Origin of the sequence: Streptomyces sp. NPDC007084 (assembly GCF_040703595.1) — a bacterium.
GTDB lineage: Bacteria > Actinomycetota > Actinomycetes > Streptomycetales > Streptomycetaceae > Streptomyces.
The window spans coordinates 59,321-78,249 of record NZ_JBEYFY010000001.1; the positions used below are offsets into that span (position 1 = coordinate 59,321).

At 70.7% G+C, this 18,929-nt stretch carries 25 protein-coding genes and 1 tRNA gene; 22 read left to right on the forward strand and 4 right to left on the reverse strand.

The features are described from left to right. Position 1 precedes the first annotated feature (1 nt). The 21 genes from AB0912_RS00290 to cutA all read left to right on the forward strand — a co-directional run bounded on the left by AB0912_RS00290 (position 2) and on the right by cutA (position 14,445). Positions 2–553, forward strand: coding sequence for a hypothetical protein (locus tag AB0912_RS00290; RefSeq protein WP_366695139.1), 552 nt, complete (start codon positions 2–4; stop codon positions 551–553). Beyond that, complete coding sequence (locus AB0912_RS00295) at positions 550–960, forward strand: DUF6093 family protein (protein WP_366695141.1); 411 nt, start codon at positions 550–552, stop codon at positions 958–960. The genes AB0912_RS00290 and AB0912_RS00295 overlap by 4 nt, the downstream gene beginning before the upstream one ends. Next, positions 960–1,361, forward strand: coding sequence for a hypothetical protein (locus AB0912_RS00300; protein ID WP_366695143.1), 402 nt, complete (start codon positions 960–962; stop codon positions 1,359–1,361). Before AB0912_RS00295 ends, AB0912_RS00300 begins: the two co-directional genes overlap by 1 nt. Then, positions 1,361–1,777 (forward strand): hypothetical protein, encoded by a 417-nt coding sequence (locus AB0912_RS00305; RefSeq protein WP_366695145.1) that lies wholly within the window; start codon positions 1,361–1,363, stop codon positions 1,775–1,777. Before AB0912_RS00300 ends, AB0912_RS00305 begins: the two co-directional genes overlap by 1 nt. 12 nt (positions 1,778–1,789) lie before the next feature. Beyond that, positions 1,790–2,119 (forward strand): hypothetical protein, encoded by a 330-nt coding sequence (locus tag AB0912_RS00310; protein WP_366695147.1) that lies wholly within the window; start codon positions 1,790–1,792, stop codon positions 2,117–2,119. A 67-nt stretch (positions 2,120–2,186) separates the two neighbouring features. Next, complete coding sequence (locus AB0912_RS00315; protein ID WP_366695149.1) at positions 2,187–2,669, forward strand: hypothetical protein; 483 nt, start codon at positions 2,187–2,189, stop codon at positions 2,667–2,669. Further along, complete coding sequence (locus AB0912_RS00320; protein ID WP_366695151.1) at positions 2,669–3,190, forward strand: hypothetical protein; 522 nt, start codon at positions 2,669–2,671, stop codon at positions 3,188–3,190. The genes AB0912_RS00315 and AB0912_RS00320 overlap by 1 nt, the downstream gene beginning before the upstream one ends. A gap of 47 nt (positions 3,191–3,237) precedes the next feature. Next, positions 3,238–3,492 (forward strand): hypothetical protein, encoded by a 255-nt coding sequence (locus tag AB0912_RS00325; RefSeq protein ID WP_366695152.1) that lies wholly within the window; start codon positions 3,238–3,240, stop codon positions 3,490–3,492. A 3-nt stretch (positions 3,493–3,495) separates the two neighbouring features. Beyond that, positions 3,496–7,557 (forward strand): phage tail tape measure protein, encoded by a 4,062-nt coding sequence (locus AB0912_RS00330; RefSeq protein WP_366695153.1) that lies wholly within the window; start codon positions 3,496–3,498, stop codon positions 7,555–7,557. A 21-nt stretch (positions 7,558–7,578) separates the two neighbouring features. Further along, the gene (locus AB0912_RS00335; RefSeq protein ID WP_366695155.1) at positions 7,579–8,448 is read left to right on the forward strand and encodes a hypothetical protein; all 870 of its coding nucleotides are present in this window, start codon (positions 7,579–7,581) and stop codon (positions 8,446–8,448) included. A gap of 13 nt (positions 8,449–8,461) precedes the next feature. After that, positions 8,462–9,481, forward strand: coding sequence for a hypothetical protein (locus AB0912_RS00340; protein ID WP_366695157.1), 1,020 nt, complete (start codon positions 8,462–8,464; stop codon positions 9,479–9,481). After that, complete coding sequence (locus tag AB0912_RS00345) at positions 9,478–10,602, forward strand: hypothetical protein (protein WP_366695159.1); 1,125 nt, start codon at positions 9,478–9,480, stop codon at positions 10,600–10,602. The genes AB0912_RS00340 and AB0912_RS00345 overlap by 4 nt, the downstream gene beginning before the upstream one ends. A 3-nt stretch (positions 10,603–10,605) precedes the next feature. After that, on the forward strand, positions 10,606–11,376 hold the full coding sequence (locus AB0912_RS00350) for a hypothetical protein (protein ID WP_366695161.1): 771 nt from the start codon (positions 10,606–10,608) through the stop codon (positions 11,374–11,376). Positions 11,377–11,386: 10 nt separating this feature from the next. After that, positions 11,387–11,545, forward strand: a complete 159-nt coding sequence (locus AB0912_RS00355) for a hypothetical protein (protein WP_366695163.1) — start codon at positions 11,387–11,389, stop codon at positions 11,543–11,545. Positions 11,546–11,610: 65 nt separating this feature from the next. After that, positions 11,611–11,817 (forward strand): hypothetical protein, encoded by a 207-nt coding sequence (locus AB0912_RS00360; protein ID WP_366695165.1) that lies wholly within the window; start codon positions 11,611–11,613, stop codon positions 11,815–11,817. After that, the gene (locus tag AB0912_RS00365; protein WP_366695167.1) at positions 11,814–12,629 is read left to right on the forward strand and encodes a peptidoglycan-binding protein; all 816 of its coding nucleotides are present in this window, start codon (positions 11,814–11,816) and stop codon (positions 12,627–12,629) included. The genes AB0912_RS00360 and AB0912_RS00365 overlap by 4 nt, the downstream gene beginning before the upstream one ends. 9 nt (positions 12,630–12,638) lie before the next feature. Continuing rightward, positions 12,639–12,980: a hypothetical protein gene (locus tag AB0912_RS00370; RefSeq protein ID WP_366695169.1), complete on the forward strand. Its 342-nt coding sequence runs from the start codon at positions 12,639–12,641 to the stop codon at positions 12,978–12,980. A gap of 11 nt (positions 12,981–12,991) precedes the next feature. Beyond that, positions 12,992–13,261, forward strand: coding sequence for a hypothetical protein (locus tag AB0912_RS00375; RefSeq protein ID WP_366695171.1), 270 nt, complete (start codon positions 12,992–12,994; stop codon positions 13,259–13,261). Then, entirely contained in the window at positions 13,261–13,674 is a 414-nt protein-coding gene (locus AB0912_RS00380) for a hypothetical protein (protein ID WP_366695172.1), read from the forward strand. The genes AB0912_RS00375 and AB0912_RS00380 overlap by 1 nt, the downstream gene beginning before the upstream one ends. Then, a complete protein-coding gene (locus AB0912_RS00385) occupies positions 13,664–14,038 on the forward strand; it encodes a hypothetical protein (RefSeq protein ID WP_366695174.1) in 375 nt (124 codons plus the stop codon). Before AB0912_RS00380 ends, AB0912_RS00385 begins: the two co-directional genes overlap by 11 nt. An 86-nt stretch (positions 14,039–14,124) precedes the next feature. Next, positions 14,125–14,445, forward strand: a complete 321-nt coding sequence (cutA, locus tag AB0912_RS00390; protein ID WP_366695176.1) for a divalent-cation tolerance protein CutA — start codon at positions 14,125–14,127, stop codon at positions 14,443–14,445. On the opposite strand, the gene AB0912_RS00395 is transcribed toward cutA, so the two are convergent. Further along, positions 14,442–15,722 carry a helix-turn-helix domain-containing protein gene (locus AB0912_RS00395; RefSeq protein ID WP_366695178.1) on the reverse strand — a complete coding sequence of 427 codons (1,281 nt, stop codon included), beginning with the start codon at positions 15,720–15,722 and terminating at the stop codon, positions 14,442–14,444. The two genes, cutA and AB0912_RS00395, sit on opposite strands and share 4 nt — an antisense overlap. 158 nt (positions 15,723–15,880) lie before the next feature. On the opposite strand from AB0912_RS00395, the gene AB0912_RS00400 reads away from it, so the two are divergent. Next, positions 15,881–16,081: a hypothetical protein gene (locus tag AB0912_RS00400; RefSeq protein ID WP_366695180.1), complete on the forward strand. Its 201-nt coding sequence runs from the start codon at positions 15,881–15,883 to the stop codon at positions 16,079–16,081. 416 nt (positions 16,082–16,497) lie between these two features. Here AB0912_RS00400 and AB0912_RS00405 read toward each other — a convergent pair whose 3' ends face one another. From AB0912_RS00405 to AB0912_RS00415, 3 genes are all read right to left on the reverse strand, one after another. Then, entirely contained in the window at positions 16,498–16,734 is a 237-nt protein-coding gene (locus tag AB0912_RS00405) for a helix-turn-helix transcriptional regulator (protein ID WP_366695182.1), read from the reverse strand. Between the two features lie 295 nt (positions 16,735–17,029). Next, a tRNA-Lys gene (locus AB0912_RS00410) sits at positions 17,030–17,102 on the reverse strand. A gap of 121 nt (positions 17,103–17,223) precedes the next feature. Continuing rightward, the gene (locus AB0912_RS00415) at positions 17,224–18,759 is read right to left on the reverse strand and encodes an amino acid permease (protein ID WP_366695183.1); all 1,536 of its coding nucleotides are present in this window, start codon (positions 18,757–18,759) and stop codon (positions 17,224–17,226) included. Between the last annotated feature and the right edge of the window lie 170 nt (positions 18,760–18,929).

Genomic DNA, 18,929 nt, shown 5'->3' on the forward strand with positions numbered 1-18,929 from the left:
GGTGGCGCTGGGGCCGTTCGCCACGTCGGCGGATCTCGTCGCCCGCCTGGGCCGCGACCTGGAGGCCGTGGAGCAGTCCCAGGCCGACCGGCTGCTGGCCGACGCCTCCAACCTCATCCGGATGACGGCCGGGTACCAGCAGATCAGCCGCGTCGACAACGACACGATGACGCTGCGCGGCACGGGCACGGCGGTGCTCAAGCTGCCGCAGCGTCCCGTCCGGGACGTCACCGCGGTCGCCGGACTCGCCTCCACGGCCTGGAGGTGGGACGGCGGCGAGCAGCTCATCCGCTGCGACGGCGGCCTCTGGGTGGGGCCGTGGGCGGTGACGTACTCGCACGGCGTCGACACTGACGACGTCGCGTACCAGGTCGCCGTGTCCGTGGCCTGCGACGCCGTCAAACGCGTGCTGACCAACCCTGAGCTGGTCAAGCAGCGTGCGATCGACGACTACTCCGAGACCCTCACGGACGCCCGCGCCTCCCTGATGCAGGGTGAGCAGGACACCATCCGGCAGGCCTTCGGGGTGTCCGGCTGGGGCGTGACGTCGTGAACATCGACAGCACCCTGGCCGCCGGCCGCGCGGCGGCGAACGCCCGCATGCGGGACACGGTCCGCCTGTACGCGCAGGCCGCCGACGTCTTCGACCGGACCACGGGCAACACCGTGCCGGGTGCCCAGACCACGCTGTACGAGGGCAAGGGGCGGGTGAAGTCGGTCGCTCAGGCGTCCGGCGAGGACACCCAGGCCGGGGAGCGTGAGATCCGGCTCCTTGAGTACGAGGTGTCCCTGCCGTGGGACGCGCCGCTGCCCGACGGGATGCGCGTCCTGCCCGGCATGCGCATCAAAGTGCTGGCCTCGCGCGACGCGCGGATGGTCGGCCTCGTGCTCTGGGTGACCGGTACGCAGTACGGCGACCAGGCCACGGCCTGGCGGATCAGTACGGAGGACCGATCCTGATGGACAGCCGATTCGACATGTCCGACGTGCGGCGCCTGGAGCGCCACCTGGCCCGCAGCATCCCGCGCGCCCGCCGGGACGCCCGCGCGGTGGTGGTCCGCGGCGCCGTGAACATCAAGCGGGACTGGCGGGCGAACGCCCGCGTGTCGGCGCCGAAGCACGCCCCGGCCTACCCGGGCACGATCGGGTTCGACGTGGCCGCCTACGGGCGCGACGTCATCATGGCGACCATCGGCCCGGACAAGGGCGGCGCGCAGGGCGCGCTCGGCAACCTGCTGGAGTACGGCTCGGTGAAGAACCCGCCGCACCGGGACGGCGGGCGGGCGGCGGACGCCGAAGAGCCGCGCTTCGAGGCGCAGATGGCGCTCGTCATGGAGCGCGTTCTGGCCTGGGACATCTGATGCCGGCCCCGGTGCCCGACGTCCTGCCACACCTCGACGCGGTCCAGGCCGCGCTCACCGGCGCGGGCCTGACCGTCTACGTGGGCGGCACCCCGACCACGTCCGGATGGTCGCCGCCGGACAAGTTCGCCGTCCTCTACCCGGATCCCGGAGTGTCCGTGCGGTCCTCGCTCGCCGACGACCGCAGCGACTTCACCGCCACCGTGCAGGTGACGTGCGTGGGCTCCGACGTCGAGCGGGCCCTGTGGGTCGCTGGGAGAGTGCGCCGGGCCCTCGCCGCCGAGCTGGCCGTCGAGGGCCGGGTGTCCTGGCGGCCGGAGGACCTCGGCGGGCCGCCCGTCCAGCGCGACGACGATGTGACGCCGCCGCTGTTCTTCGTGCCGGTGCAGTACCGGCTTCAGTCCACCCTCGAATGATCGGAGTGCCCCATGGCAAACCTCACCCCCCAGACCATCTCCCTGGCGGGCCTCGGCCCCAGCTACGCCAACGCGTCGGCGGGCGGCGACAAGGTTGGCGCCGGTGAGCGCATTTTCCTGCACGTCAAGAACGGCAGCGCCAGCCCGGTAACCGTGACACTGACGGCCACCGGGTCCGTGCGCGGCCAGTCCGTCGCGAACCTCACGGTCACGGTCCCGGCCTCCGGTGACCGGATGATCGGTCCGCTGCCGGCGGACCTGCTCGCGTCGCCGGTCGACGGCCTGGTCGCCGTCGGCTACTCCGCCACTTCCACGGTCACCGTGGCTGCGCTGCGCATCTGACCCGCCCGCAAATCATCCGCTTGCCCTGCGCCTTGGCCAGGGCCTTTTTCATGCCCTGGGAGGGCCCGTGTCCGACCTGATCTCTGACGGCAAGACCCGCGTGGCGTGGGCGCCGTCGATCGCCAACCTCAACGCCCCCACGGTCGCCGAGTGCAACGCCGCCGCCGACTACACCAAGCGCATCACCCCCGACGGGCTCAAGATCGACCCGTCCACGGCGGACGTCGACACCGGCTCGCTCGCCTCGAAGACCGACACCAAGACCGTCGGCCGGGTCGGGTATGAGACCGAGCTGACGTTCAAGCGCGGCTCGACGCCGCTGGAGGACGCCCCGTACACGACGCTGAAGTACGGCGTGACCGGTGTCCTCCTCGTGCGCCGCGGCATCGACTACGAGACCGCGTGGGCGGCCGGACAGCCCGTCGAGGCCTACCCCGTGATCTGCGGAGAGCGCCAGAACGTGAGCCCGGCCGCGAACGAAGTGATGAAGTTCATCTCTCCGATCAAGGTCACCGACGCGGCGGCCACGGACGCCACGGTGGCCGCCTGATGAGCGGCCAGAACATCGCCGACATTCTCAAGCAGGCCAAGCCGCGCGAGCGCACGATCCGCGTGTGCATCCGGGGCGACCTGGCCGGACAGGCGGAGGCCCTCGCCGAGGAGATCTCCAAGACCTCCGAGGACTGGGAACCCGCCGACCTCACCGAGGTGCACCCGGCCCGGACGCTGGCCGAGCAGCTCAAGGCCGTGCGCGAGCAGATCCGCGAGGCCGAAGTGCCGTTCACGCTGCGGTACATCGGCGACAAGGCGTACAGCGATCTCCTCGCCGCCCACCCGGGCGACAACGGCAACGAGCTGTTCAACGCCGACTTCCCCAAGGCCCTGATCGCCGCGTCGTCCATCGACCCGGTGATGACCCAGGAGCAGGCCGGGGAGCTGTTCGAGACCCTCAACCAGGGTGAAATCAAGCGGCTGTTCGACGCGGCCTGGGACGTCCACAACTCGGCCGAGGTCATCCCTTTCTCGCTCGCCGCCTCCGCACTGTTGGCGGGCCTTGGCGGCGAGAGCTAGAGACCGCTCGGGCCTGGGGGGTGCCCCGCTCGGTCTTCCTGGGTCGCGTGGTCGCCGAGGGCGAGCCGCTGTGGCTTCCGGAGGACCGGGCGTGGGCCCAGGCCCTCGCCGAGGTCGAGGCGGACTGCTGCCCGGACTGCCGCCAGCCCTGGAGCGAAGCCACCAGCCCGGACAACGAATACGCCTACAAGGCCCGGCTGATGCTGTGTCACGCCTGCGCCACCTCGGCCAAGACCGTCAAGTCCCACCAGGACAACAACGGCTCGACCGACGGCCTCCACGTCCAGATCGAACGGAGGTGAGCCGTGGCCACGCGTACCGTCACCGTCCGGCTGCGCGCCGACATCAGCAGCTACACGCGCGGCATGCGCACGGCCGCCCGCGATACCTCTCGTCTCGCGGGCGCCGGCGCTGCGGTGGGCACTGCCATGGTCACGGGTTTCGCGATCGCCGCCGCGTCCGCCGCGAAGTTCGACAAGGCGCTTAGCAACGTGCGCGCGGTGACCGGCGCGAACACCAAGCAGATGGCGCAGTTGCGGGCCGCCGCGCTCGACGCGGGCAAGACCACTGCGTACACGGCGACGGAGGCCGCGGATGCCGAGGCGGAGCTGGCGCGCGCCGGTGTCTCCGTCGCGAACATCACCGGCGGCGCGCTGAAGGGCTCGCTGGCCCTGGCGGCGTCCGGGCAGCTGGACCTGTCCGAGTCGGCAGTCGTGGCCGCCCAGACCATGAACACCTTCGGGCTGGCAGGTAAGGACGTCGTCCACATCGCCGATGTCCTCTCAGCCAGCGCGAACAAGAGCGCGAGCGACGTGCACGGCCTGGGCATGTCGCTGCGCATGGGCGGCCTGCTCGCCCACCAGACCGGCCTCTCGCTTGAGGACACCGTCGGCACGCTGAGCGCGTTCGCCGACCATGCTCTGATCGGATCGGACGCCGGTACCTCGCTGAAGGTGATGTTGCAGCGGCTCGTCCCGCAGTCGGACGAGGCGCAGGCGGCGATGGACAAGATCGGATTCTCCGCCTACGACAGCACGGGCAAGTTCGTGGGCCTGTCCGAGCTGGCCGGCCGGATGAAGACCTCGTTCTCCAAGCTCACGCCCGAGGCCCGCAACTCGGCCATGGCGACGATCTTCGGGGCGGACGCTGTCCGTTCGGCGACGATCCTGTACGAGCTGGGCTCGGACGGCATCGACAAGTACGTGAAGTCGGTGAACGACCAGGGGGCCGCCGGGCGGATGGCCGCGGTCCAGACGGACAACCTGATCGGAGACCTGGAGCGGCTCCGCGGCGCGATCGAGGTTGCGCTCATCGAGGGCGGCTCGGCGGCCAACGGTGCGCTGCGGGACATGGCGCAGTGGATCACCCGCGTGGTGAACGCGTACAACGGGCTCCCGCCTGAACTCCAGCAGGCCATCACGCTGTTCACGGGCATCGGCGGCGCGGTCGCGCTCGCGGGCGCCGGACTGCTGCTCATGCTGCCGCGGATCGCGGCGACCAGGGCGGCCCTCGCGTCTATGGGCGTGACCGCCGCCCGCACCCGCACGACCCTGCTGCGGCTCGGCCAGGTCGGCGCCGTGGTGGCGGGCCTGGAGCTGATCTCTTTCGCAGCGCAGAAGATCAAGGCCGAGTTCGCGGACGCCCCGCCGTCCGTCTCGAAGATGGCGAACTCCCTCGTCGAGCTGGCCAAGAGCGGCCAGGCCGGCGGCGAGGCCGCCCGCGTCTTCGGGAAGAACCTGGACGGCTTCGGCAAAGCCGTGCAGCGTGTGGCCCACCCGTCCGGCCAGAACCGCACCACCGACATCGTCAACTCGCTGACCTTCGGCCTGACCGAGGGCATCGGGGAGACGGACATCGCTCTCCAGGACGCGCGGGACAGGATCAAGAGCGTCGATGAAGCGCTCTCCGGTCTCGTGTCCGGCGGTGCCGCGGACACGGCCGCCGAGGCGTTCGCGAAGCTCTCGAACGAGGCCGAGGCCCAGGGCACGTCCACAGAGAAGCTGCTGACTCTGCTGCCGGGATACACCGACGCTCTCGCGTCCACGGACACGCAGAGCAAGCTGAGCGCCGAGGCACAGACCAAGCTCGGCGAGCAGGCCGGCATCACGGCCGACGAGTTGCAGGACCAGCGCTCCGCAGCGGAGAAGCTGTCGGATGCGCTGGCCACCCTCAACGGGGCCGCGATCACGGCCGCCGAGGGTGAGATCAGCTTCCGCCAGAGCCTGGCCGACCTGAACGGGGCTGTGAAGGAGAACGGCCACTCCCTCGACGTCACGACGGAGGGGGGCCGCAAGGTCAAGTCAGCGTTCCTGGACGCGGCGAAAGCAGCGATGGAGCACGCCAAGGCCGTCGCCGACGAGAAGGGCAGCCAGGAGGCAGGACAGAAGGTCCTGGAGAAGGACATCGCCCTGCTCAAGGAGGACCTGCGGGCCAAGGGGTTCAGCAAGGACGCCGTGGACAAGCTCGCCGCCGCCTACCTGAACCTCCCGGCGAGCGTGCCCACGAAGATCGACGCGAAGACGGCGGGCGCCCTGGCGGACCTGGAGGCCGTCAAGAAGAAGGTGGCCGGCACCAAGGGCCGGACCATCACCATGGGGGCCCTCACCAAGGAAGCACGCGACCGGCTCGAAGACCTCGGGTTCAAGATCAAGAACACCAAGGGCAAGCAGGTCACCATCACCATCCCGACCAAGGCCCCCAAGGACTCGCTGTCCATCATCCAGGGTGCCATCAACAACGTGTCGGGCAAGACCGTCGGCATCGGCGTCTACACGACCGAGTACTACAAGAAGGTCCAGCGAGGGCCGAGCATCCCGGGCATCACCAAGAACGCCCGCGGAGGCCTGCTCTCCTTCTACGCCGACGGCGGCCTGCGGGAGAACCACGTAGCGCAGATCGCCAAGAAGGGATCCTGGCGCGTCTGGGCGGAGGACGAGGCCGGGGACGAGGCCTACATTCCGCTCGCGCCCGGCAAGCGGCCCCGCTCCCGGCAGATCGCCGCGGAGACCGTCAAGCGGCTCGGCGGCAACGTCCAGTGGTTCGCCAACGGCGGCATCGACGGCTTCACGTACACGCCGACCGGGGCCGCGGTCCTCGGCGGGCCGTCGGACGCGAAGCGGCGGTACGACGGCGAGATCGAGGACCTGAAGAAGGCCTGGGACGACCTCAACCGGGCGCTCAAGGACCAGAAGAAGGCCGCCGACAACCTGAAGGCCGCCGAGAAGAACCTCTCCAAGGTGCGGCACGGCCACCACACGGCCGCTCAGCTCCGGGCCGCCGAGGAGCGCGTCGACAAGGCGAAGAAGGCGAAGAAGTCCGCGGACTCGACCGTGAAGAAGGAGCGGGCGGACGTCTACGCGGCCGACAAGGAGCTGGGCCTGAAGAAGGGAGCGAAGGCCCCGAAGACCTTCAGCCTGAAGGCCTACGAGACCCAGCTCAACGAGAGCGTGGCCGCCACCGAGAAGTGGCGCAAGAGCCTGGCCAAGGTGGGCCAGCGCGGCGGCAAAGAGCTGCAAGCGATGCTGGAGGGCATGGGCGAGGAGGGCTACGCCCTCGTCAACGCGCTCGCCGGCGCCAGCGACAAGCAGTTCAAGTCCATCGTCGCGAAATTGGAGAAGACCGGCGACCTCGCGAAGGCGACGCTGGCGGACTTCACCAAGCAGCTCAGCGGCTCGACCAAGGAGTCCCAGCAGTTCGCGGCCGACCTCCAGAAGCTGGCCGCGCAGGGGTTCGGTGACCTGGCCCAGGCGCTCGCCGCGCAGGGCGACTCCAGCGCCATGACGCTCGCGCACCAGGCGGCCGGCTCGACCAAGGACGCGGCCAGCGCGGACAAGGCCGTGAAGGGCGCTCAGAAGGCGCTCACCGGCGAGGACCTGGCGAACAGCCTGGTCCTGCTGTCGACGCTGCGCTCGGCACCCGGGCGCGGGTACGCGGACCTGATCGCCGCCGGGCTGGACACCGCCACCATCAAGGCCCTCGTGCCCCGGATGATGGCGCAGATCAACGCCCTGCCCGCCGCGTACAAGTCCGCGTTCCTGGCGCAGTGGTCCGGGCAGGGCGGGCCGGTCGCGATGGCGCGGGGCGGCATCCTGAGCCGGCCCGCGCTCGTCCTCGGCGGCGAGGCCGGCGTACCCGAGTCGTGGATCCCACACGACGGGACGAGCCGCTCGCGGGCCCTGCTCGCCAAGACGGCCGCGGCGATGGGCTACCAGCTCACCCCGGCCGCCCGATACGGGCGCAGCTACGCGGCGCCGTCCGCCGGGGGCGGGTCGGTGACCAACCACTACGAGGTCCACCTGAACGGCGCGAAGCAGTCGAGCGCGGAGCAGGCCATGGACGTCGCCCGGCACATGTCCCTGATCGGCTGACACAGGAAAGGGGGGCAGCGCGTGAGCTACGTAGCGGGGCAGGACCTGGGCGGGCTCAGGGTCGACCTCGGCCCGGTCCCGCTCGGCAGCGTGGACACCTCGGGCGTCGCCTGGCGCCTGATGGACCTGGACGGCTGGGACTCGCCCGAGGTCCGCAGCGAGATGCAGCAGCGCGAGGCGGACCACGGAGCGTGGGCCAGCCCGGTCTACCTCGGCGAGCGTCCCATGACGGCCTCCGGGGTCATCGAGACCCCGGACCGGGCCACGCTCGATGACGCGATGGAACGGCTGCGGTCCGCCGTCGCGCTCACCGACACCCTGATGGTGGTGTGGGAGTCCACGCCGAAACAGGCGCTCGTCAGGCGGTCCGGCAAGCTCGTCATGAAGTACATCACCGACCGGGTCGCCTCGTACTCGCTGATGGTCACGGCCCCCGACCCGCGCCGGTACGGGGTCGATCTCCAGAGCGACACCGCCAAACTGCCGGTCACGACGGGCGGTCTCACGCCGCCGGTCACCCCGCCCGTCACCATCGTCTCGACCAGCGTGTCCGGCGTCATCGACGCGGAGAACGTCGGCTCGTTCGAGACCCGGCCCGTCTTCGTCATCAATGGGCCCGTGGACAGCCCCAAGATCCTCGCCCAGATGCCCGACGGCTCGACGCGTTTCCTGACCTACTCGCAGTCCCTCGGCGTCGGCGAGCAGCTCGTCATCAACACCGACGCGCACAGCGTGATCCTCAACGGCGACGTGTCCCGCCGGCGCTTCATGGCCACCCCGACCGGCTGGCCGATCATCCCCGCCAACTCGCAGATCTCGGTCCGGTTCGACGCCCTGTACTACAACTCCAGCGCGACGCTGACGGCCCTCTGGCGCTCCGCATGGATCTGAAAGGAGGGCCGCAGTGGTAGCGGTCAACCCCACATGGATCGACGGTGTCGGCGTCAGCGGGTACTACCTGCGGCGCGGCGACTCCATCCTGACCATGCACAACGGAAACGCGTTGGGGGCCAGGTCGGGTGTGGTCCCGGGATCCGGCGGACTGAACGTCACGCTCTCCGGCAGCACGATCTCCGTCGGGTCCGGCATCGCCCTGGTCTACTACGCGGGGGAGGGTCTCTTCCGGGCGTCCATGACGTCCATCAGCACGCTCACCCTCACCGCGGCCCACGCCACGCTGCCCCGCATCGACCTCGTCTATCTGCGGGTCTGGTGCAACAGCGTGGACGGATCCGGCCTGAACCAGGCGGATGTCGTCTACCTCGCGGGCACTCCGTCCTCGACCCCGGCCGCCCCGGTCCCTGTCGGCACGGTCATCTACATGCCGCTCGCCACGATCAGCGTGCCCGCGTCCGGCGGCGGATCGCCCACCGTGTCCAACGCCGTCCGGCCGTACACCGTTGCCGCCGGCGGCATCCTGCCGCTTCAGTCGAGCGCCCCGCCCTCGCCCTACGTCGGCCAGTTCTACGACGACCAGACCAACCTCCGCCGCTGGAACGGCTCCGCCTGGGAGACGATGGCGAAAGTGGAGACGGTCGGCTGGACCACGCCCACCCTGGCGGCGAACTATACGACCGGTGACCTGACCACCAACGGCAACCTGAACGGGCCGGTCCGGTACCGGAAATACAACGACCGGGGCACCGACTACATGGAGTGGGACGGCGCCGCACAGCGCACCGCGGGCTCCCAGGTGGCGAACATCCTGAACGCTGCGCTGGGGGCAGCGTTCCGGCCTACTGCTCGCGCGTCGTTCGTCATCGCGAGGAATGCCACCTCGATCGCGGCCGGTGACGCCTCAGTCGTCCACTCGGTCAAGATCGACTTCAACCAGGACGGCACGATCGCGCTCGTCGGCGCCACCGCCGGCGTCACCGAGACCACCTGGTTCGCCCTCAAGGGCATCAGGTATCCGCTGTCGTGAGCATCGAGACCTTCGCCGCCCTCGGCCAGCCGGATACCGCCCGGCCCGTCGAACTCGCCTGGTACGGCTGTGACCTGAAGAGCGGGCAGATCATCGAAGACCTGCCCGCCCTCAAGCCCACCGGGCCCCTGTCCAAACGGCTCGGCACGGCGACCTCGACCACGTTCGAACTGAGCCTGGCAGGCGCCGGCCGCGACTGGATCGCCGCGACCGACCCGGGCCGCAGCCTCCTGGTCGGCGTCGACAAGCTCACCGACCTGCCCGTCTGGGCCGGGACGACGCTGACCCGGGACGCGGGCTCCGCGTGGACCGCGCAGCTCGGCGCCGCCACACCGGAGGCATACCTCGACCGCCGGTACACCGGGGACCAGTCCCAGATCCAGCAGGACCAGGCCGCCGTCATCACCTCGCTGATGACCTCCCCGCTGTCCCAGGGGCCCCCGTTCGTGATGGACGCCCCCAGCACCGGCGTCCTCATGGACTACGCGGCCCTCGACGGCGACGACCGGACGTGCCTGTCCGCCCTCCAGGAGGTGATGGGCCTCGACGGGGGGCCCGAGTGGACCGTCGACGTGGCCTGGTCGGACGCCGCGCACACCGGGTTCGTGCTCCCCGTCCGTGTCCGGCCGGCCATCGGCACCCAGGCTCCCCAGCCCGAGGCCGTGTTCGACTTCCCCGGCTGCATCAGCTCGTACACGCTCGGCGAGTCCTACGAGACCGGCAAGGGCGCCACCGTCACCTGCGCCCGCGGCGAGGGCGAGGGCGCCGCCCGCCTGTCCAGCCAGTCGCAGATCGCCACCGACCTGGAGGCGGCCGGCTGGCCCCGCTACGTGTACCGGTTCACCCCGGCATCCGGCGTCACCGACCCCAACCAGCTCACCGGGCACGCCACCCAGGCGCTCGCGCTCATGAAGACCGGCTCCCAGGTGTGGACGGTCGAGGCGGTGGCCTCGCAGGCTCCGCGGCTCGGCCGGGACTGGGGCATCGGCGACAGCGTCCGCATCGTCATCGACTCCTCGCCCCGGCACCCGGCCGGGACCGAGGTCATCGCCCGCGCCTGGTCGTGGGAACTGGAACCGGGCGCCGACCGCGTCCGCCCGATCCTCGTACAGGAGGACTGACCGATGCCCACCCCCGGCGACCAGATCCCCGGCGGCCCCCAGCAGATGGCCCGCGACATCGCCGAACTGAAGCGGCAGGTACGCGAACTGCGGGCCGCGCGCCGCCTGGAGAACGCCTCCGTCGGCGCCGGCGGGCTCCGCGTCGTCAACGGCGGCAGGCTGGCGATGGACACCCCCGGCAAGGTCCGCATGGTCGACATCGGCAAAATCGGCGACACGTCCTGGAACCACGGCGACGGCACACCGCAGCAGGCCGTGCAGCTCCGCCGCGAGGACGGCTCGATCTTCATGGGCTGCTACTCGTACCCGCCAAGCGGTTTCGAGACGCAGGCCTGGAGTTTCTACGACCGCAGCGCGAACACCATCCTCGCCGAGGACACCAACTCGGGCGCAGGCCTCGCCCGCCCGTACCTTCCCGTGCCCATCGGCCCAGCCTACGAGGGCAGTTGGGACTACTGGCCCCGCACCTCCGGAACCACCACAACGAAGCTGTGGCAGGGCAGGTTCTACAAACAGCTGCCGCGGATCGTCATCGTCATGCAGGTGTCCATGGACACCTCCGGTGCCGTCGGCACCATCGAGCTGACCGTGGGCGGCACCGTCCGCGCCAGCAGCAACGTGTCGTTCAGCGTCGGCTTCGTCACCCTCGGCCCGTACTCCCTCGACAGCTACGACCACATGCAGCAGGTCGACATCGCCGTCCAGGGCCGCCGCACCAGCGGCACGGGCGCCCTGCGAGCCTCGCTGTACTCCGCCTACCAACTCCAGAGCTGACGGAGCGCCGATGTCCACTCCCACCGACGGCCGGCCCCCCGTCGAGCCGTTCCCCACCGGGCCCCTGATGCCCGTGGCCGCACCGACGGACCTCCCCTCCCCCTCCGGCGAGACACCCGCCGAGGACGCCCCGCCGCCACCGGAGACCGAGGAACCCCTCGTCTCCTGACCCACCCCCCCACACCGTCCGCCCCGCGCCAGATGGCCGGGGCCTTTCTCATGCCTGGAGGACCCATGGCACCGCACTCCCCGAGCGAACTCGGACAGCTCAACTACCTCGCCTACAGCGAGGCCGTCGGCGGACGGACCCACGACGGCCGCCCGATGCTCGCCTGGGAGGACCTCGGCGAGACCGTCCAGGGCGGCTGGATCGCCGGCGCCGCCTCCATCGCCGACCACGTGGCCGGCGACCAGGCCGTGGCCAAGGAGCACACACGATGAAGCTGGTCACCCGCACGGCCCTCGGCTGGCCTGCCACGGCCGCCCCGGTGCAGGCCTCGACCAAGGGCACGAAAATCCACTACGAGGGCACCACGGTCTCGACCAGCCTCCTCACCGACCACGCGGCGTGCATCGCCGAGTGGAAAGCCATCCGCAAGAGCCACCTGGCCAACGTGAAGGAGGGCTACTCGGACATCGCCTACAACTACGGGGCCTGCCCGCACGGCTACCTGCTGGAAGGCCGCGGGCTCGGGCACCGCACCGGCGCGAACGGCAACCAGCCGCTCAACCAGGCGCACTACGCCATCGTCGGCCTGGTCGGCGACAAGGGCCTGACCGAGCCGACGGACGAGATGCTCGGCGCGATCCGCGACGGCATCGAGCTGCTGCGCGCGCACGGCGCCGGAACCGAGATCAAGGGCCACCGCGACGGCTACGCCACCGAGTGCCCCGGCGGCCCGCTGTACGCGTGGGTGGGAAAGGGAGCACCTCGCCCGGCCGGCACCGAACCGGGCCCCGGGGCGCCCGCACCGTCGAAGCCCGTCTACGAGCCGTTCCCCGGCAGCGTGTTCTTCCTGAGCAAGGGCAAGGCCGCCCTCGGGAAGTCCTCGCCGATCTTCACTGCGATGGGCAAGCGGCTCGTTGCCCGCGGCTTCGGCCGCTACTACGCGGTCGGCCCCGGCCCGAAGCTCGGGCAGGCCGATGTCAACGCCTACGAGGCGTTCCAGCGGTCGCTCGGTTACACGGGCGCCGCCGCCACGTGGCCGCCCGGCCCGAAGTCGTGGTCCGTGCTCAAGGTCCCCAACGTCTGAGGTAGACGCATGATCCTCAACCTGACGCCGCATCCGATCCGCCTCTACGCGAGCGAGCGTGAGGACGGCAGCGATGACCTCGAACCGTACCTGCGTGAGGTCATCCCTCCCGAGACGACACCCGCGCGGCTGGCCATGTTCGAAGTGAGCAGCGGCATGTGGCCCGTGCTGGTCGAGTTCGGGCACGCCCAGAACCTCCCGCCGAAGCGGGACGGCTACCAGTACATCGTCTCTCTCGTCGTCGCCCTCGCCCTCGCGGACCGGCGGAACGACCTGCTCGTCCCCTACCGCGAGGTCCGCAACTCCACCGGGACCGTCATCGGCTGCCGCTCGCTCGCGCAGCCCGTCTGAAGGGAATCACCATGTCCGACTACACCCTGCCCGGCGACGTCGAGACCGTCGTCAAGACCGCGACGACCTACGGCCGAGACCTCGCCGAGCGCGTCCTCTCCACGGCGGTCGTCGCCGCCGGTGGCGTCGCGGTAGCCGCTGGCCCGGCCGACATGTTCCACGCGAGCTTCTGGCAGACGATGGGCGCGGCCGGAATCGCCGCGGCCGGAACGCTCCTCAAGGGCATGATCGCCCGCGCGTTCGGCACGAAGAACAGCGCCTCGCTGGCCAAGGGCGTCTGATGCGGGCCGCGCTGCTCCGGGTGTGGCGCCATCTGGAATGGCGCGGCGTCACGCTCGCAGGGCTCGGCATCCTGTGGAGCGTCTACGGGCTCGGGCTGATCCTGACCACCCGGACCGCCGTTATTTCCGGGACTGCGCCGCTGATCCGCATCATGTGCATCGAGGCGTGGGGCGGGGTGTGGATCGGCTGCGGCGTCCTCGGCATCGTCGCCGGGGCGTTGCGTCCGGGGCGGGATACCTGGGGGTTCGCTGCGGTCTCCCTGCCGCCCGCCTACTGGGCGCTCAGCTTCACCGCGACGGCGCTCACCGGGGACTACGAGGTGGCATGGGCGGCCGTACCCGTCTACGCCGCCCTCGTGTTCCTCGTGACGGTCGTCGCCGTGCTTTCGAGGGGGCGGTCGCATGGGCGCTGAGGGCTCGATCACGACAGTCATCATCGCCGTGCTCGGCCTGGTCGGGTCCGTTCTGGTGGCGCGGATCTCCACACCACGAGACCGGCCTGTACAGGAGCGGCCCGCGCTGGAAAGGCCGGCGGACGAGCCGGACGAGGGAGAGCTGAAGGTCTCGCCAGAGATCTGGAGAAGGTTCTCTGTCCTCGAAGAGAAGGTGGACCACCTCACGGCGATCGTTGAGCAGCAGAAGGAGAAGGTGAGCTACCTGGAGCGCCTGCTGCGCATGGCGATGCGGATCATCCGACGGGCGAACCGGCGCCTGGCCGCCGCCAAAGAGGTGCCCGAGGAGATCCCTCGGGAGCTGGTCCCGTACTCCATCGACTAGCCACGCGGCCCCCGCTCTCCTTCGGGAGGGCGGGGGCGCTTTCGTGCGTCCAGCGGTGGGCTACGCCAGATCTGTAGCCTGGCGGGATGGCTAACTTCCTGACCGTGTCCACCGCCACCGCCACCCGCGACCAGGCCGTCGCCCTAGCCGAGTCCGCTGTCCGCGCCCGCCTCGCAGCGGGCGCCCAGATCGTAGGCCCCGTCACCAGCGTGTTCTGGCATGTCGGAGAGTTCGGCACCGGCGAGGAGTACCAGCTGCTCCTCAAAACGACCGACGCCCGGTACCCGAAACTGGAGGCGCACCTGCTCGCGCATCACCCGTGGGATAACCCGGAGGTCGTCGCCACCGCGATCGAGACCGGCACGGTTCCCTACCTGGCGTGGATCGAGCGGACGCTCGCCGACTAGGCCGTGCGCCCGACAAGTTCGGCGACCGCGGGCACGGACCCGTGGTCGAGGGCGAGGCGGGACACCACGTGCTCGATGCGGCGACGGGGCCTGGCCGACGCCACCCCGTCGGCCAGGTCGACAGCACGGGCGGCCACCGCGACGGCCTCCTCGACCTCGCCCGCCGTCGCATACGCCTCGGCAAGCCAGGTCAGATACAGGGCCTTGTCCCGGGCATGCGCGTCATCGAACCCGGAGAGGCCGCGGGTGAGGTGCGGCACCGCGCGGAGCGGCCGACGGAGTTCCGTCCAGCAACGGCCCGCCATGATGTCCAGCTCTGCCCGCCCGACCCATGCCGACCAGTCCGGTTGCGGCTCGTCCGCGTCCGCCGAGTCGAGGGCCGCGCCCGCAGTGTGCAGAGCCTGGTCCGTACCGGAGGCGTCCCCGGCGACGGCCAGCGCCCACGCGTACCGCTCCCAGAGCAGGGCCCGGACTGTGGCCGGCGTCTGCTCGGTGATGGCCTCGCAGGAGTGTGCCGCTATCGTCGCCGCCGCCTGCGCGTCGGTAGGGCCCGCCTGGTACGCCAGGAACGCCAGGGCGTTGCGGGCCAGGTCGCCGGCGCCCGCCTCCTCGGCGGTGGACCGGCTCTCGCGGTACAGGGCTACGGCCTCCCGCTCCCGGCCGCCGTCGAATGCCGCCCATCCCGCCTGCTGCGCTTGCTCGGCCAGCAGGGCAAGCAGCTCGCGGAGGACGGCGTCGCTGTAGGTACCGGTCCGCAGGATCCCTTTCGTCGCCTGGTACTCGGCGCTGTACACCCGGTACGTGTCGCCGCCGCCGAGGATGTCATCGAGGCGCCGGAGCCGCGCGGTGCGCTCGCGAAGGTGGGCGATGGCTTCGGGCCCGATCCGCCGTGGACCGGCCGGGGCCAGGATGTCGGGCAGGCTGGCCGCGAGACCGACGGCGCCCGCCGCCTGGAGCACGCCGCGGCGGGGGACGACGGCCGTGTCGGTGGCGGCTTCCCAGGGGCGGGGCGCGAGGCCGACCATGTGCCCGGGCACGCGGAGCGCGTCTGCGATGGTCGCGATCTTCTCGTAGCTCTCGACCCGGCCCCGGCCGCGCGCGAGGGAGCCGACCCGTTCGGGCTTGATCCCGCACTCGGCAGCAATCCGCTGATAGCTGATCCCCGCCTCTTCGCGGGCCAGCCGGAAGACCGTCCCGAAGTCGTGGGCGGCGAGCGCGTGCCGCATCTGAGCCGTCTCAAGGACGGCAGATGGCAGGGCTGTTGGCGGCTGGATCACCGGCACAGGATCCCCCGATCGAGGCGGCACCGGCGGCCCTACCCATCAGGGGGATACCCGTCGGTGGGATGGCAAGGCGTGCGCCGGGGCGAAGGGTGGTCGTGAACCCCGGCGACCGCGCGAACGGCCCCGGGCTTGGACGACTAACAGGAGTCGACATGGCCGACGATACGCAGACCGACGACTCGGCGACCACCCCCCGGGATCGGGCTCGCTGGTGTGACTGGCACAAGGGCCCTTCGGAGACTGCGGTCCTGGTCGACGCGATCGAGCGGAACAGTGCGCCGCCCGTCGCCCTGTACGCGTGCGCCCCCTGCCGGGAACAGCGCGGCCTCGTCCCGCTGTCGGAGCTGTCGTGAAGGCGGCCGAGAAGACCCCCGAGTGCCGGCTCGCCGAGCACGCGATGTGTGACGGACCCGGAGACGTGCGGCGCCCGGGCGCACCCGCGTGGGAGGCGCCCCTGATGACGATCCGATGCGGCTGCTCGTGTCACGGCGGCGGCCTCGGGCGCCGCCCGGCCGGGAAGGGCGGACGCCGATGATGTGCGCGCGCTGCGATCAGCCAATCCGGCAGGGCGAGCCGGCCGAGACGCGCGGCGTGGACAGGGCGTCCGGCCCGCCGGTCACGGTCCCCGTGCACCGGGACGGGTGCCGGCGGGCGGACCAGCCGACCGTGCAGCAGGGCCGCGGCACCCGGCAGAGGTGAGACTCCCGGTCCCGGCGCGGCGGTGTGCCGGGCCCGGGTTGGCCGCCCCTGCCCCCGCAGGGGCGGCCGTTCAACGAACGAGGTCGGCCAGGTCGACGTCAAGGACGCGGGCGATGCGCAGCAGCGTCGAGATGCGGGAGTCTTCGCCGGCCTCGATCCGCTGGAGCGTCCACCGGTTGATACCGGCCTCCAGGTGTAGCCACTCCTGGGTGCGGTTCTGACGGAGCCGTTCCTCGCGGATGCGGGCGCCGATCGCGTGGCGACGCGTGGCGATCCACTCGTCGTCTTCGTTCGGTCCGTCGGGCACTGAGACACCGTCGGACGGTAAGATCAAAAAGTCTGCCCAACAGGTTCGGCATTGCGTGATCATGCACCTGCCCGGGCATCACGCGATCACTCGCCATCAAGCTGCCGATGCGTTGGGGCCACCTCGACCCCGGAGAGGACGCGGAGGCAGAGCAGGGCGGTCACCCACCGGGTGGCCGCCCTCGCTCATGTCCGCTTGCCCTTCGGGCCAGCAGCGGGCCAGCAGGACGGCATGAGACACCACGAAACGAGTAGGGCCCCCAGCTCAGATCGCCTCTGAGCTGGGGGCCCTTCCGTAGACCCTGTGGGACTCGAACCCACAACCAATGGATTAAAAGTCCACTGCTCTGCCAATTGAGCTAAGGGTCCCCGCGCCCGCTCACGGCGGTGCGGTGCACCGGACCGTGCCGGCGCATCCCCGAGCATAGCCGGACGCGGCCGGGACTCCGATCGGGTATCGGTGACCCGGCCGCGCCGGACGCGTACAACGTCAGGGATCGACCGGTTCGGGCGCACCCCTGCGCGCCGCCTCGCGGGCGATGTTGCGTTCGTGGCTCGGGTTCAGGAACCAGTGGCGGGCCGACGCCAGCCACCAGGTCGCGGCGAAGCCGAGGACGACGAGGACCGCGATCGGCGCGTAGTTGAACGTCTCCCAGGTGACCGGGGACACCTGCGGCAGCATGAACAGGATCGTGATGACGACCACCCAGCCCACCGCGATCACGCCGATCAGCCGCGACCACCGCCCCAGGTGCCAGGGCCCGCGCTGGAAGTCCTCGCCCTTGCGCACACGCAGGAACGTCGGGATGACGTAGGCGACATAGAGGCCGATGACCGCGATCGACGTCACGGCCGCGTAGGCCGTGTAGTTGATCAGGTACGGCAGGCCGAGCACGAGCGCGCCGAGCGCGGCCAGCCAGACCGCCGCGACGGGCGTGCGCGTCCGCGGGTTGACCGTGTGCCAGACGTTGGAGAAGGGCAGCGCGCCGTCCCGCGAAAAGGCGTAGATCATACGGCTGTTGGCCGTCACCGAGGCCATCCCGCAGAAGAGCTGCGCGCCGATCACGACCAGCAGCAGCAGCTTCCCGGAGGTCGCGCCGACCGCGTCGAGCAGGATCTGCGCCGGGGGCGCGCCGGTCGCCGAGTTCAGCTCCTTGTCGTACGACTGGATGGCGAAGGTGAAGCCGAGGAGCAGGACGAAGCCGGCGATCCAGGAGGTCCAGATGGAGCGGACGATGCCCTTCGGGCCGGCCGTGGACGCGTCGTGGGTCTCCTCCGTCATGTGGGCGGAGGCGTCGTACCCGGTGAACGTGTACTGGGCCATGAGCAGTCCGATGAGGACGACGTAGACCCCGCTGCCCCAGCCCGTGTTGTTGACGAACTCGGTGAACACGAAGTCCGCCGACTGGTGCTGGTCCGGTACGAAGGTCAGCGCGCCGACGATGACGGCGACCCCGATCACGTGCCACCACACGCTGATGCTGTTGAGCAGGGCGACGATGCCCACGCCGAACGTGTTGAGCAGCCCGTGCAGGATCAGGATCGCGGCGAACAGCAGAACCGTACGGCCCGGAGTCACCTCGAAGTCGAACTGGAGGTTCAGGTAGGCGCCGAGGAAGGACGCGGCGCCGAAGTCGATGCCGGCGGTCACGGCGACCTGGCCGAGGACGTTGAACCAGCCCGTGAACCACGCCCAGGCCGCCGCGCTGCGCGCCGGGGCGAGCCGGTGGGCCCAGAAGTACAGTCCGGCGGAGGTCGGATAGGCCGAACAGATCTCGGCCATGGCCAGTCCGACGAACAGCGTCATCAGACCGACCGCGACCCACCCCCAGGTGATCACGGCGGGCCCGCCGGTGTTCATGCCGAACAGATACAGCGTCAGACAGCCCGACAGGACCGAGATGATCGTGAAGGAGACCGCGTAGTTCGAGAACGCCGACATACGGCGGGCGAGCACCTGCGTGTAGCCGAGCTGGGCAAGCCGTTCCTCGTCCGACAGCCCACTGCCCCTCGCGTCATTTGTCATGCCCCCAGCGATTCCCGCGCCGGAGGCGCGACATGCGCGGCGCGGGACACCAAGTTGGCCGGAAACGGCCCTCCGCCGGTCGGGGGGCCACGGCGGCCTGGACATCACGCCGAGCGGGGCATCACGCGGAGCAGGGGATCACGCCGAGCGGGGCGTCACGCGGAGCGGGG

Bases quoted from the DNA above. Each gene is read 5' to 3' on its own strand.
- AB0912_RS00300 (WP_366695143.1), top strand. From the start codon at position 960: ATGGACAGCCGATTCGACATGTCCGACGTGCGGCGCCTGGAGCGCCAC.
- AB0912_RS00305 (WP_366695145.1), top strand. From the start codon at position 1,361: ATGCCGGCCCCGGTGCCCGACGTCCTGCCACACCTCGACGCGGTCCAG.
- AB0912_RS00310 (WP_366695147.1), top strand. From the start codon at position 1,790: ATGGCAAACCTCACCCCCCAGACCATCTCCCTGGCGGGCCTCGGCCCC.
- AB0912_RS00320 (WP_366695151.1), top strand. From the start codon at position 2,669: ATGAGCGGCCAGAACATCGCCGACATTCTCAAGCAGGCCAAGCCGCGC.
- AB0912_RS00350 (WP_366695161.1), top strand. From the start codon at position 10,606: ATGCCCACCCCCGGCGACCAGATCCCCGGCGGCCCCCAGCAGATGGCC.
- AB0912_RS00355 (WP_366695163.1), top strand. From the start codon at position 11,387: ATGTCCACTCCCACCGACGGCCGGCCCCCCGTCGAGCCGTTCCCCACC.
- AB0912_RS00360 (WP_366695165.1), top strand. From the start codon at position 11,611: ATGGCACCGCACTCCCCGAGCGAACTCGGACAGCTCAACTACCTCGCC.
- AB0912_RS00365 (WP_366695167.1), top strand. From the start codon at position 11,814: ATGAAGCTGGTCACCCGCACGGCCCTCGGCTGGCCTGCCACGGCCGCC.
- AB0912_RS00370 (WP_366695169.1), top strand. From the start codon at position 12,639: ATGATCCTCAACCTGACGCCGCATCCGATCCGCCTCTACGCGAGCGAG.
- AB0912_RS00375 (WP_366695171.1), top strand. From the start codon at position 12,992: ATGTCCGACTACACCCTGCCCGGCGACGTCGAGACCGTCGTCAAGACC.
- AB0912_RS00380 (WP_366695172.1), top strand. From the start codon at position 13,261: ATGCGGGCCGCGCTGCTCCGGGTGTGGCGCCATCTGGAATGGCGCGGC.
- AB0912_RS00385 (WP_366695174.1), top strand. From the start codon at position 13,664: ATGGGCGCTGAGGGCTCGATCACGACAGTCATCATCGCCGTGCTCGGC.
- cutA (WP_366695176.1), top strand. From the start codon at position 14,125: ATGGCTAACTTCCTGACCGTGTCCACCGCCACCGCCACCCGCGACCAG.
- AB0912_RS00400 (WP_366695180.1), top strand. From the start codon at position 15,881: ATGGCCGACGATACGCAGACCGACGACTCGGCGACCACCCCCCGGGAT.
- AB0912_RS00415 (WP_366695183.1), bottom strand. From the start codon at position 18,759: ATGACAAATGACGCGAGGGGCAGTGGGCTGTCGGACGAGGAACGGCTT.